We start from the raw sequence: 12,606 nt of genomic DNA on the forward strand, positions 1-12,606 counted from the left end.
GCTTGCAGGGTCGTGCCCGGTGCGTTCGATGTTGGCGAGCAGGGCTGAGGCGGTTTTCGGCCTCCGTCGCGCTCAATTGAAAGACATTGCAGCAACGTTAAATTCGGGGGATATCCCACTAGAGGTCAAGTGGTCGGATTCGAATCCCTTCTCCGCTTACGTGGAAAGCCGCACTTGCTGACCTGCCGACTTTGTGGACCGTCCAGGAAAGCTGACCGCAGCGCCACAGGGTCTATTTCGTCTTATTGAGCTCCGCAGAGGTGCAGCGCAGTGTCTGGAGTCCGCGGATCGCTGGGTTGTCTCGCCAGGTTGGGTTCCCGCAGAGTGAACTTGTGTTGGAGCGCTAATGCGATTTCGAGGCGGCACAATGCTGCACCGAGGCAGTGGTGAGTGCCGTGGCCGAACGAGAGCGGCGCGGGCTCGGTCCGTTCTGTGGCGGAGTTGGTCGGGCTGATTGAAGACGGCCTCGTCGCGGTTGGCCACGGCAAGTACGACAAGGGCAGGTTCGCGGGCGTGGATAGTCACGTCGCCGAACACGTGGTCGTGGGTGGCGGTACGCAACCGCGTGTGCGGGGCCGTCGAGGCGACTCAATCCCAGGTCGCGCTGAGACAGCAGGCTGCTAAGCGCCAAGGCAGCCGGGCCAAAGGGTATGGAATCGAGCCCTAGCTACAGCGCCCGGCCAGGTACTAAATGGTTGCTGCTCACGGTATTGTCCGAACCTAAGCTATGGGACCAATGAAGCTTCGAGCCAGATTAGTGAGGCAGGCAGCCCCGTTCCTGGTGCCGGGGGAGGAACTGCACGCGGTTTTTCGGGCGCAGTCCTGCTTTGGACTTCGCGAAGCGAGAGCCGCTCGGCTTCCGCTGTGGCATTCAATTGTCGTTACCGATCGCGCAATTCTGGTCCTCGATCTATCTCCGCTCAGACGCCAGCCTACCCGCGTGCGGCTACGGGAAGGCCGCAACGTGTACTTTGGATGCTCACGTAGGCTTACCTTCGACGATCAGAACTATTGGGTGTCAAGCGCTTTCAATCACGAAATCGCTGCTGCGGATGCCGCCCTGGTTGAGATGCTGCGCTGGAACGACATCAAGGATGTCCGACTGCCAGACCAGCGTCATGCGAGGCGCATTGTCCCACCCTTCTGACCGGTACAACGACCCACTGACGCCCAGTTGGTCGAGGAATTGGGTGGGCACTTCTGAGCGGAATCTAATCGACGCGGGCCACGTCTGAATAAGTGATGGCCGTCCCTGCGGTCTCCCCGGGGACGGCCATCACACCGCAAACCCCGGGTTACTGGCCGGCGATGGTCGCTGCTCTCCTGCGCATGACACGGCCGATGCCACCTGGCTGGTGTCCAAATCCGACGAGCTACAAGACGCCCCTGCCCTGCTCACCGGCGCTCTGGGCGTGGCTGCGCTGATCGTGATCAACTCCCGCGCCGAGCACCGATAACAACAACAGACACCGCGGCCTGCCGGTCTGATTTGGGGGAGTGGGTTGCGTTGTAGCTCAACTGTTTCGGACCAACCGATCGCGAATATTGTTATCTTGCAATATATCTGGAAAACGATCTGGATAATTGCGCGTGGAAGGTGACCATGGCATGAGGAGGGAGCTGGGGCGTACCCTCTGCCCCGCAGGTCGATCTGATTAATCAACTCCGACGCGGAAGGCGAATCATCAGCAAGGAATCCGAGTTTGAAGAGGAAGTTCAAGAACAGCGATCACGCGTGTCCTTCGGACAGCCCAGCTCTCCACGCCTTCTACACGTGGCTGCCCGACGCAGGCCATCCGGCGCAGTTCAGCCCCTATCGACGGGGGACGCTCAACGTTGGCCGCGGCCATGGCGCGCACCAACGCGCGGAAGCGGCCGCCAGTTCGATTGAGAGCCCGCGCGCGATCCGTTGACCGCCAGGTTCGATGCGATAAACGTCAGCTTCACATAGAGCGAACAACCACTAAATACGGTGGCGCACAGCATGATAACGAGCGGGACGGCCTTCGGTTGACATGGCGGAGGAGCGCTACACTGGATATCGGTGATATCACGTTCGGTCGAATTCATCGACCACGACCGAACGAGCTAGGTCCAGGCTTGTTGCTCCCGTTGGGCGACGCAGTTGAAACGCGCTCGCGGGTGCGTCGATTCCCCAACAGGGAGAGGCGCCGAACGCCTTGGCGCTGCGGCGAGCTACGTCATTATCCTGATCGGCGAGCGAGTTTTGAATTCACCCATGGCATGGGCTGTCGAAGACGCAGGGGAGCGTTTGGGGTCCGCGGATGGCGGGGTTGTCTCGCCATGTCGGGTTGCCGCGGAGGGTAGGACGGCGTGCCACGACTTGCTGTAAGGCTATGGCGGTTTCGAGGCGGGCGAGCGCTGCTCCGAGGCAGTAGTGCGCGCCGTGGCCGAAGGTGAGTGGCGCGGGTCCAGCGCGATCGGTGTGGAGTTGGTCGGGTTCGTTGTAGACGGCGGGGTCGCGGTTGGCGGCGGCCAGTATGACGAGCGCGGGTTCGCCCATGTGGACGGTGATGTCGCCGAACGCGTGGTCGCGTGTGGCGGTGCGCATTACGGCTTGTGCGGGGCCGTCGAGGCGTAGCAGCTCGGTGATCAATTGATCGTTGACCGCGTCGATGGTCTCGATGGCCGGGATGCCGTCACGCTGGGGTGTCAGGAGTCGAACCATTGCTGTGCCCAGGAGGTTTGCGGTTGTTTCGTGGCCGGCGATGGCGATGATGATGGCGGTGGTGACGACGTCGTCGAGTTCGAGGTCGGTGTCGGCGGCGATGAAGCTGAGCAGGTCTTCGCCGGGATGGCGGCGGCGGTCGGCGGCCAGGGGAAGAAAGTCGGTCAGCAGTGTGGCTACCGCTGCCATTCCGTCGTCGATGGCGGCCCCGCCGCTGATGCCGCTGAGCATTCGGCTGATCGCGGGCGACTCCGCACGAAGCAACCGGGCCGAGTCGATGTCGAGACCCAACCAGGCCGCGGCGACCGCAATCGGTAGCGGCAGAGCGATTTCCGTCATGAAGTCGAACTCGACTCCGGTGGCGAGATAGTCGACGGTTTCGCCCGCGATCGCGTCGATGCCTTCGCGGAGATTGTTTATGAAGGATCGTGTGAAGACGTCTCGAACAGAATCGCGCAGCCGCGTATGGTCAGCGCCATCAGTGAATAGGATGTTGCGGCGCAACATATCTGGATTCGTCGCCTGTAAGGCGGCCGGGCTGTTGGGGTTTGCCAACGGGCTGCTTGTCCAGCCCGGCCCGGCCAGGATCCGGCGGGCGGGGTGGTAGCCGAGGATCAGCCAGGCTGCGGCGGTGTCGTTCCAGACCACTTCGCCTTGGCGGCGGCAAGCTTCGTAGAACGGGTAGGGGTCGGCGGGATCCCACGGTAGGCGTGCGGTGGTTTGGGTGTCAGGGGTGGTCATGGTGGTCCAATGCTCCGGGTAGACCACGCTCGCGGACCCAAGCATGGTGCGCTTTACCAAGTTCGGTGACCGGTTCGGCGGTCCCGTCCATGTCGTCGAAGATGGCCCGGATCGGCATGGTGGCGAGCAGGTCGGCGCACACGCTGAAGACGGCGAGCTGAATACGGGGGATGAACACGTAGTCCTCGGGCGCGTACATGCGGTTGACCGGATGGCCGGGGTCGCGCAGGTCGAATAAGCCGCGAACGGTGCGCGCGATGGTCTCGGGCGTGTAGGTGGCGGGCTGTGGTGCTGAGGCGATCTCGTAGTTGATCTCCGAGTGCCACTGCAGGAGCTCGTCGGCGGTCAGGTCGGAGTCGGCGTCGAGGAAGCCGGCCTGCACAGCCAGGTCGCGATAGTCGTACTTGCGGCCCTCGACCATGGCGCGGGTCATGGCGACCCAGAGCCAGCGTTGGAGTTCGGGCAGCACCTTCACGCAGCCGAAGTCGACGAAACCGACGGTGCCGTCGCTGTTGAAGCGGTAGTTGCCGGGGTGAGGGTCGGGGTGCAGCAGGTTAGCGTGCCGGAAGTTGCCGTGGCTGAACCGCACGATGGCTTCGGCCCAGGTGTTTTTGAGGTCTTGGTCGGCCTGTTGTGCTGCGGCCCAGTCCATTCCGTCGAGATAGATCATGGTGAGTACCCGATCCGTGGACGCTTCAGGAATGACGTCGGGGATACGGATGAACGGGTGGCCCCGGTAGAGGTCAGCGAATGTGGTGATCATGGCGGCTTCGTGGCGATAGTCGATCTCCTCGGAGATTCGCGCCGCTGCTTCACGCGCCACCGTCCGAACATCAACCCCGAGGCCTGACGCGGACATCATGAAACGCAGCAGCGTCGCCAGCAGCTCGGTGTTGGCCAGATCGTCGCGGATCGCTTGCCCGACACCGGGGTATTGAATTTTGACGGCAACCTCGCGACCGTCATGCAGGACGGCGCGGTGCACCTGGCCGATCGATGCGGCGGCCATCGGTTCCTCGGCGAACTGGGCGAACTGGGCGACCGCGCGACCGAGTTCGGCATCAAGGACTTCGCGGACCAGCGCGGGGTGCATCGGGGGAGCGTCAGCCTGCAGCCGGTTCATGGCTTTCTGGTAGGGCCAGAACCCGCCCGTGCCCAAGGCGCGGGTGTCGACCATCGACATGATCTGGCCGGCTTTCATCAACACGCCCTTGGAGTGGCCGAGCAGTTCGGTGTAACGCTCGGCGGTGCGCGCGTGGAACCGCTCGACGGCGCCGTCATTGCCGGCCTTTTCGCGAAGTCCGGCCACCAGTCGGCCGCCGGCAGCGCGGGCGGTAAAGGCCGCCAGCGGCATGGTGCGGCGGATCCGCCCGCGTGGTACGGGAGCGTCGTTGGGCTGCATTGTGTTTCAACTCCGACTGTCGTTTTGTGAGGGGCGGCTCGTTGATGGTTGGTAGCACCGAAGAGCCAAGGACACCTTCTGGTTAATGTCAGGGGTGGTCATGGTGGTCCAATGCTCCGGGGAGGCCGCGCTCGCGGACCCAGGCGTGGTGCAGCTTGCCCAGCTCAGTAACCGGTTCGGCGACACCGTCGAGGTCATCCATGATGGCTCGAGTCGACAGCGTCGCCTGCAAGCCCGCGGCCACACTGCACCAGGCGAGTTGGACCCGATTGACGAAGACCAACCATGGCGGCGAAGTGAAGTGGGCCACCGGATGGCTGGAATCGCGAATGTCGAACATCCCGCGGATCGTGCGGGCCGTGGCATCGGGTGTAAAGGTTACCGGCTCAAGCGTGTTCGAACCTTCGGGCGCCGTGTCTGTAATCCATTGCTGCAGATCATCGGCGCTCAGCGGTGTGTCCGCGGAGAGCATCCCCAGCTGAATCATGAGGTCGCGGAAGTCATCCTTGCGGCCCTCGATAGAAGCGCGCTGCGCTGCCACCCAGAGCCACCGCTGCTTCTCGGGAAAGTTTTGGGTGCAGCCGAAATCCAGGAAGCCGACGGTGCCGTCGGCCTTGAATCGGTAGTTCCCCGGATGGGGGTCAGCGTGCACGAGGTTGGCATGTCGGTAGTTGCCGTTGATGAAACGCGTGATCGCTTCGGCCCAGGTGTTTTTCAGATCCTGGTCGGCGCGTTGCGCAGCCGCGTAGTCCATCCCGTCGAGATAGGTCATCGTCAGCACCCGCTCACTGGACGCTTGCGGAATGACCTCAGGGATGCGGATAAATGGGTGGCCGCGATAGAGCTCGCTGAAGGCGGTGATGGTCGCGGCTTCGTGGCGGTAGTCGACCTCCTCTGCAATCCGCGCTGACGCTTCCCGCGCAAGGGCCCGGACATCGACGTTCATCCCTGCGGCCGCGGTCGCGAACCTCATAAACGTGGCAACCAGCTCGGTGTTGGCCAGATCGTCTCGGATCGCCCGAGCCACGCCGGGATACTGGATTTTGACGACAACGTCGCGGCGGTCGGACAGCACCGCGCGGTGCACCTGGCCGACCGATGCCGCGGCTAACGGCTCATCGGAGAACTCGGCGAAATGCTGGACAGCAGAACCCAGTTCCTCGTCGAGGACTTTATGAACGAGCGTCGGGTGCATCGGTGGGGCGTCAGCTTGGAGCCGAGCCAAGGCTTTCTGATACGGCAAGTATCCGCCGGTGCCCAGCGCGCGGGCATCCACCATCGACAAGATCTGGCCAGCTTTCATCAGGACACCCTTGCAGTGACCCAGTAGTTCGGTGTAGCGCCCGGCGGTGCGCTCATGAAACCGCTCAACCGCGTCGTCATTGCCGGTTTTTTCCCGAAGTCCGGCCACGAGTCGGCCGCCGGCAGCGCGGACGGTAAAGGCTGCCAGCGGCATGGTGCGGCGGATCCGCCCGCGTGGCACGGGAGTGTCGTTGGGGTGCATGGTGTTTCTACTCCGACCGTCGCTTTGTGATGAGGGGCTCGTTGATGGCTGGTAGGAGCCAAGAGCCAAGGACACCTTCTGGTTAGCGTCAGGGGTGGTCATGGTGGTCCAGTGCCGCGGGGAGGCCGCGCTCGCGTACCCAGGCGTGGTGCAGCTTGCCCAGCTCGGTGTTGGGTTCGGTGACCCCGTCCATGTCCTCGTAGATGGCCCGGACGGGCATGGTGGCACCCAGGTCGGCGCACACGCTGAAGACGGCGAGATGCAGGCGGGGGACGAACACGTAGTCGTCGGGCGCGTTCATGCGGTTGATTGGATGGTCGGCATCGCGGAGGCCGAATATGCCGCGAACGGTGCGGGCGGTGGTCTCGGCCGTGTAGGTGGCGGGCTGGGGTGCCGCGATGACCTCGTAGTACATCTGCGACTGCCACTGGTAAAGCTCGTCAGCGCTCAGGTCGGAGTCGGGGGCGAGGAAACCGGCCTGCGCCATCAGGGTGCGGTAGTCGTGTTTGCGGCCCTCGATGAGGGCGCGCTGCATGGCGACGATGAGCCAGCGCATCGCCTCGGACAGGACCTTCACGCAGCCGAAGTCGACGAATCCGACGGTGCCGTCGGTGTTGAAACAGTAGTTGCCGGGGTGCGGGTCGACGTGCAGCAGGTTGGCGTGCCGGAAGTTGCTGTGGCTGAAGCGCAGAATGGCCTCGGCCCAGGTGTTTTTGAGGTCTTGATCGGCCTGTTGCGCTGCGGCCCAATCCATTCCGTCGAGATAAGTCATCGTCAGTATTCGATCCGCGGAGGTTTCGGGAACGACGTCGGGGACGCGGATAAACGGATGGCCCCGGTAGAGCTCACCGAATGCGGCGATCATGGCGGCTTCGTGCCGGTGGTCGATCTCCTCCAAGATCCGCGCCGCCGCTTCACGCGCCACCGCCTGAACATCAACCTTGACAGCCGACGTCGCGTTGACAAACCGCATGAACGTCGCCAGCAGCTCGGTATTGGCCAGATCGTCGCGGATCGCCTGGGCCACACCGGGATACTGAATCTTGACGGCCACATCGCGCCCGTCGCAAAGCACCGCCCGGTGTACCTGACCGACCGACGCGGCGGCTATCGGATCGTCATCGAACTCAACGAACAGCTTGACGGCAGAACCTAATTCCTCGTGTAGAACCTTCTGCACGAGTGCCGGGTGCATGGGCGGTGCGTCGGCCTGCAGCCGAGCTAGTGCTTTCTGGTACGGCCAGAAACCGCCGCTGCCCAGTGCGCGGGCATCGACCATTGACAAGATTTGCCCGGCTTTCATCAGTACGCCCTTGGAATGGCCGAGCAGTTCGGTATAGCGCTCGGCGGTGCGCTCGTGAAACTGCTCGACCGCGCCCTCCTCGCCGGTGCGCTGACGCAAACCGGCAACCAAGCGGCCCCCCGCAGCACGCGCGGCGAACCCAGCCAGCGGCATGGTGCGCCGTATACGCCCCTGCGGCACCGGATGGTCGTTGTGCGCCATGTGGTCCTCCTGCGATGCGGACGCGTACGGTACGCTCTTACAAAATGTAAGTGATCACTTTGGAGACGTCAATGACTGCACCCGTGTCCACCCGCGAACGGCTAGTCACTGAAGCGATGCGGCTGTTCAGCGCCAAAGGATTTGAGGCAACCAGCGTGTCGCAGATCGAAGCTGCGGCAGGCTTGGCCACGGGCGCAGGCGCCCTGTATCGCCATTTCAAATCCAAAGACGCACTTCTCGATGCGGGAATCGCCCGGCAGCTCGACCGCCGCGACGCCATGCGTGACATCCGCACACTGTTCGCCGGCCTCGGAGACCTGCACGCCGAACTAACCTCGCTCGGCCGCTACCTGCTCACCGTCATCGACCAGGAGATCCAACTACTCCAGATCGCCGCCCGCACGCCAGCAGGCCACTCGGCCCAACTGGACACCGCCTATGCGGCACTCATCGACGGGCTCAACGCCGAACTCGCCGACTGGATCACCGCCTGGGCGCCAAACCTGGCGGCCCAGGATTGCGCCGTCCTGGCTGCGCTCGGCGTCAACGGCATCCTCGGGGCACGCTTTGCAACCAGCCTCTTCCACCATCGCAATCCGCGCGTACCCGACGACCGCTACCTCACCGAATGGACAGCACTCCTCGCAACCCGCATCGAAGCACTCAAATAAGCGCCAATGACGCCCACATACCTCGCCGCGTCAGCCCCAGCGGGGGAGAAGCATCACATTCGGCCGGATTCCTTAGCTGTGCCACCGGCCGAGGCGCCGATGCAGTGACTCGGACAACGCTATTGCTCAGTCACGAATGCAAGGCGTCTTCACGCCAGGCGGCGAAGTGCTTTATTGCCTCGAGCGCATCCGCACACACCAGCTGAAAATGGGCGACCCCGACACTGTCCTCCATGACTTGCACGAACCACGGTTCGCGCACAGAGCAGTACCCAGGCTCTTCCCACCAGCGTTCGTTCTCGTAGGCCACCGACCGATCGAAGGACGGCATCCAGGAGTACTTGTTCGCGGATCCACGGCGGTGGTCGATGCGCCGCAGCGGGCCACGGGTCCGGGTCACCTCGAAGTCGGGTTTCGCCGCTGCTGAGCCTTTCGTGTCGATCGAGATCACCAACGCGGGGCGCCTCGCCACCGAGATCAGCCAGATGGCGTTCCAGCTCTCCCGCCTGGATGACCGGAAGCAGGTCTTGATGTTCCGTGACGTGCTGGGGGACCTGGTGACGATGCCGATACAGCTGGCTCCGGGAGCGACAGTGAGCAAGATGTTCGCGGCCGCCGCCGTACTCGAGGTTCTCGACAGCAACGGGTTCGCCGGCGTTGAAGCGCGGCCGTATGCAATCACTGGGCACGGCCGCACCGAGTGTGATCAGTTCGACCTACGCGGCCGGGTGCAGATGCTGGTGGAAACGGCTGAACGAAAGTCGTAGGTCATGCGTTACGGGCCGAACACGACCCGGACCGGTAGCAGCTCACGGCCGATGTGGGATGAGTCTGCACTTGTGCGTGCCCGCGATGCAGGAGAACGGATCGAACGCCTCGACGGTGACCTTCTCGAGTAGGGAGGCTTCCGGTGCCCAGTTCCAGCTCAGCCACCGCGCGACACACAGTCCGGTGACGGCCGCGGCGCCCGCGGCCCTGAGCGCGGCGGCAGCCGACTGCAACGAGGTCCCTGTCGTCCAGGTGTCGTCGACGAGCAGCACCCGCTTCCCCTCGATCAGGGGCCGCGCCGCGTCGGGGACGGCGAAGCGAGCAGCGTTGGCGACGCGGGAGACGTTCACAGGGCCGCACTCCATGAGCACGCGCTTGATCTGGTACTTCCCGCCGCTGGCCGGGTCGTCGTTGGCGAGCCGCGCCACGTTCCGGGCAATGCCGGTGACCGGGTGCGGACCGGTACGGGATGTGCGGGACGGTACGAATGTCGCGACGTCCCACTCGGCGCCCTCGGCGGCGCGCATGCAGGGGTCGTGGATCCAGGTGGTGGTGAACGTGAGCAGCTGCACGTCGTCGACGCTGCGTTCGGGAGCCGGATCCGCCTTATAGTTGCGCATCGTCTGCACGCTCTGGGTCCGGCCAGCGGGGTTGTAACCGTCGGCGTAGGCGAGGAAGAACGTGTGGTCACAGGTCGCGCCGAGGAGGGTTCCCCGGGTAGTCAGGCACGTGGAACAGATCCCCGATTCGGGAGCGGGTCCGCGGCAGACATCGCAGATTCCGGGACCCGGGCCGGCGATGTTGTGGAAGTACGCGACCTTGCTGGTCGCAATGATGATCTCGTTGCGCAGATCGTCGTCCGACTGCTGGTCGGTCACCAGGCGGTGCCCGCCGCCAACGGGGCGAGGTGGGTGCGCACCGATTGCTCCGCGGCGGCGATGTGCTCCAGCTGCGAGATCGCTTCGCCGGCCGTGCTCACCACGAACACATCGGGGCGGTCGGAGAGCGTCCGTCCCCACGTCGTGCCCTCAGCTACGCTGCGGCGTAACACGAGCCGCCGACCGTGGGCTACGGCTTCCAATGCCTGGTGCTTGGTTCCGGACTGCTCGGTGGCTTCGGCGATCACCGTCACCTGTACGTAGGCGCTCATGGTCCGGTTGCGTGCGGGGAACGCCCACTTCGACCCGGGGAAACCAGGGAGGAACTGAGTGAGCACCAAGCCCCGTTCGGCGATGGTGGCCTGCAACTGGGCGTTCGGCGCCGGGTACGCGCGGTCGATGCCGGTACCGATGACACCGACGACCCGACCTCCCAGCTCGACAGCGGCGGTCATCGCTGCGGTATCGATGCCCTCAGCGAGGCCGGACACCACGGTGACGTCGTGTTCGACGAGACCCTGAGCCACACCCACGGCGAAGTCGAGCCCGCCGGTCGACGCCTTCCGGGAGCCGACAATCGCCACGGAGTAGTCATCATCAGCCAGCGTTCCCGCTGCCATCAGGAGCGCGGGTGGCCGCCGTGCAGCGCGAACCCGGTCGGGGTACTCGCGGTCGAGGACCGTGAGTGTTCGCCAGCCGCGGGCGTCCCATTGCTCGATGTCCCGGGCGGCGGCGTCGCGGTCCGGCTCGGTTCCCGGCACGGCCAGCAGCGTCGCGCCGACGTGTTCGTCCCACGCCTGATCAGCGGAGCCGATGTCGAGCAGGGCTTCGCCGAGGTTGGCCATCGTCATCGTCTTCGGCATGTCGCGCAGCAGCGCTACGACGGTCGCAGCGGCTGAGTAAGCCACGAGTCCTGCACCTCCGTCTCCATCTCAGCGTGTATTGCGAAGGCTAGTCCGCCGCGCGGGTGCCGCTACTCGACACTCCGCGGATAACCCACAGCCTAGAGCCGGGGACCGACATACGCGGCGGTGCAGAAACTTCTAGATCGGAGACCGACCGGGCCGGCTGGATGAACAGGGTGCGCCAGTCACCGTCGCATGTCGCATCGTTACATGTTCAGTGCTTTTGAATGCCGCGATGTAGGGCACGTAAAAGTGCAAACGTACCGGCCGGGTGGATTATCGGCCTGCTCCAGGATATCGAATCGGGTTGCGACACAATGGGTAGGAAGATGTGCAGAACCTACCTGACATAACGTAGATTATCTGGCATGAAAGTCGGTGTGGCGCAGTGTGTTAGATGGACGAAGGTTCCGCTCAGCGCGGGGGAGTAGGTCGTAGAGAGGGTTTACCTCCCCGCCGGAACGCGTGTCTGCGCCAGCGCCATCGACGTAGCGCTGCGAAGTAACCATGGACTCGTGGCCGAGAAGCTTCATCAGTGTGTAGACGCTGACATTAGCGTTGGCGAGTTCGGTGGCGAAGGTATGCCGCAAGCCATGTACCAAGGCGCCGGACGGTCGTTCGCTTTCGATGCCAGCCTTCTGGGTCCTGCGGCTGTAGCGTCAAGATCCGTTGGGATCAGATAGCTGGAGGGAACGAGTGACGGGTCGATCGAACGAGCAAGAAAAGCACGCCTTCGTCTCGTACGTACACGAAGACAAAGAGCATGTCGACAAGATGGTGAGGGCGCTGAAAGCTGCTGGTATTCCGGTGTGGGTCGACAAAACCAAACTCGGTCCCGGTGTCGACTGGCGGACTGTCATCCGCGATGCCATTCGATCGGATTCGATGGTGTTTCTTGCGTGCTTCTCCTCGAACCTGTCGGAGCGCGAGACCTCATATCAGTATGAGGAGCTCAACCTGGCCGTTGAAGAGTTTCGTCGACGGCCGCCTGGCCGTGTATGGCTGATACCCATACGATTTGACGATTGCCAGATTCCGGATATGCCGCTGACATCCACAATGAGACTGGACAGTATTCAGCGGGCCGACCTCTTCGGCGACGAGTACGTCGAAAACGTAATAGAGCTGACAGGCGCTATCAAGGCGGTGATGGGAGCGCCAGGGTTGAATTCAGCAACCGTCAAGGCGGCGGTGGCCGAGGCTGACGACTCTGAGCGTCCGGAGATGCTGCGACGGCACACCGAAGAAATGATTCGTGATCAATCGAAGGTCATTGCTCTCGACGGGATAGTTGCGCAAGAGCCGGCTCGAGTGCTGGATGCGATGCGCAACCTTGAGCGTTTTCCGACATCACCGACGCGCGGTGGAACCGCCGACGACGACGTCATCGCCGCGGTGAGTGCCGCCCAAGACTATTGGCGATTGATTGAGCCATTCTGTTGGTCGCTGCAAGTGGCGGCACGGTGGGCGGAAGATAGACAAGCCTTGAGACCCTGGACAACTGGACTACAATCCCTTGTCGCCGAGGCAGGAAAGCCGGCTAG

Annotated in this window: 10 protein-coding genes and 1 pseudogene; 3 read left to right on the forward strand and 8 right to left on the reverse strand. The window is 63.5% G+C overall.

What is annotated here, in order from left to right:
- Positions 1-2,233: 2,233 nt before the first annotated feature.
- The 4 genes from SKC41_RS31125 to SKC41_RS31140 form a co-directional block, all read right to left on the reverse strand.
- The gene (locus SKC41_RS31125; protein ID WP_330981498.1) at positions 2,234-3,430 is read right to left on the reverse strand and encodes a cytochrome P450; all 1,197 of its coding nucleotides are present in this window, start codon (positions 3,428-3,430) and stop codon (positions 2,234-2,236) included.
- On the reverse strand, positions 3,417-4,832 hold the full coding sequence (locus SKC41_RS31130; protein ID WP_330981499.1) for an ABC1 kinase family protein: 1,416 nt from the start codon (positions 4,830-4,832) through the stop codon (positions 3,417-3,419). The genes SKC41_RS31125 and SKC41_RS31130 overlap by 14 nt, the downstream gene beginning before the upstream one ends.
- Before the next feature lie 88 nt (positions 4,833-4,920).
- Positions 4,921-6,336 (reverse strand): ABC1 kinase family protein, encoded by a 1,416-nt coding sequence (locus SKC41_RS31135; RefSeq protein WP_330981500.1) that lies wholly within the window; start codon positions 6,334-6,336, stop codon positions 4,921-4,923.
- 88 nt (positions 6,337-6,424) lie between these two features.
- Positions 6,425-7,840 carry an ABC1 kinase family protein gene (locus SKC41_RS31140; protein ID WP_330981501.1) on the reverse strand — a complete coding sequence of 472 codons (1,416 nt, stop codon included), beginning with the start codon at positions 7,838-7,840 and terminating at the stop codon, positions 6,425-6,427.
- Between the two features lie 71 nt (positions 7,841-7,911).
- On the opposite strand from SKC41_RS31140, the gene SKC41_RS31145 reads away from it, so the two are divergent.
- Positions 7,912-8,511 carry a TetR/AcrR family transcriptional regulator gene (locus tag SKC41_RS31145; protein ID WP_330981502.1) on the forward strand — a complete coding sequence of 200 codons (600 nt, stop codon included), beginning with the start codon at positions 7,912-7,914 and terminating at the stop codon, positions 8,509-8,511.
- Between the two features lie 130 nt (positions 8,512-8,641).
- Here SKC41_RS31145 and SKC41_RS31150 read toward each other — a convergent pair whose 3' ends face one another.
- On the reverse strand, positions 8,642-8,962 hold the full coding sequence (locus SKC41_RS31150; RefSeq protein WP_330981503.1) for a hypothetical protein: 321 nt from the start codon (positions 8,960-8,962) through the stop codon (positions 8,642-8,644).
- Between SKC41_RS31150 and SKC41_RS31155 the strand changes: the two genes are divergently transcribed.
- A complete protein-coding gene (locus tag SKC41_RS31155; RefSeq protein ID WP_330981504.1) occupies positions 8,946-9,278 on the forward strand; it encodes a hypothetical protein in 333 nt (110 codons plus the stop codon). The two genes, SKC41_RS31150 and SKC41_RS31155, sit on opposite strands and share 17 nt — an antisense overlap.
- Before the next feature lie 42 nt (positions 9,279-9,320).
- On the opposite strand, the gene SKC41_RS31160 is transcribed toward SKC41_RS31155, so the two are convergent.
- From SKC41_RS31160 to SKC41_RS31170, 3 genes and pseudogenes are all read right to left on the reverse strand, one after another.
- Positions 9,321-10,157, reverse strand: a complete 837-nt coding sequence (locus SKC41_RS31160) for a phosphoribosyltransferase (protein WP_330981505.1) — start codon at positions 10,155-10,157, stop codon at positions 9,321-9,323.
- On the reverse strand, positions 10,154-11,065 hold the full coding sequence (locus tag SKC41_RS31165; RefSeq protein ID WP_330981506.1) for a DNA-processing protein DprA: 912 nt from the start codon (positions 11,063-11,065) through the stop codon (positions 10,154-10,156). The genes SKC41_RS31160 and SKC41_RS31165 overlap by 4 nt, the downstream gene beginning before the upstream one ends.
- Positions 11,066-11,421: 356 nt before the next feature.
- Positions 11,422-11,706, reverse strand: a pseudogene (locus tag SKC41_RS31170) (tyrosine-type recombinase/integrase); the annotation flags it as partial.
- Positions 11,707-11,758: 52 nt separating this feature from the next.
- On the opposite strand from SKC41_RS31170, the gene SKC41_RS31175 reads away from it, so the two are divergent.
- A partial coding sequence (locus tag SKC41_RS31175) for a toll/interleukin-1 receptor domain-containing protein (RefSeq protein ID WP_330981507.1) occupies positions 11,759-12,606 on the forward strand: 848 nt, incomplete at its 3' end.

It is taken from the genome of Mycobacterium sp. 050128, assembly GCF_036409155.1.
Classification (GTDB): Bacteria; Actinomycetota; Actinomycetes; order Mycobacteriales; family Mycobacteriaceae; genus Mycobacterium.

Excerpts from the sequence above, each read along its gene's own strand:
- SKC41_RS31125 (WP_330981498.1), bottom strand. The coding sequence starts at position 3,430 with ATGACCACCCCTGACACCCAAACCACCGCACGCCTACCGTGGGATCCC.
- SKC41_RS31130 (WP_330981499.1), bottom strand. The coding sequence starts at position 4,832 with ATGCAGCCCAACGACGCTCCCGTACCACGCGGGCGGATCCGCCGCACC.
- SKC41_RS31135 (WP_330981500.1), bottom strand. The coding sequence starts at position 6,336 with ATGCACCCCAACGACACTCCCGTGCCACGCGGGCGGATCCGCCGCACC.
- SKC41_RS31140 (WP_330981501.1), bottom strand. The coding sequence starts at position 7,840 with ATGGCGCACAACGACCATCCGGTGCCGCAGGGGCGTATACGGCGCACC.
- SKC41_RS31145 (WP_330981502.1), top strand. The coding sequence starts at position 7,912 with ATGACTGCACCCGTGTCCACCCGCGAACGGCTAGTCACTGAAGCGATG.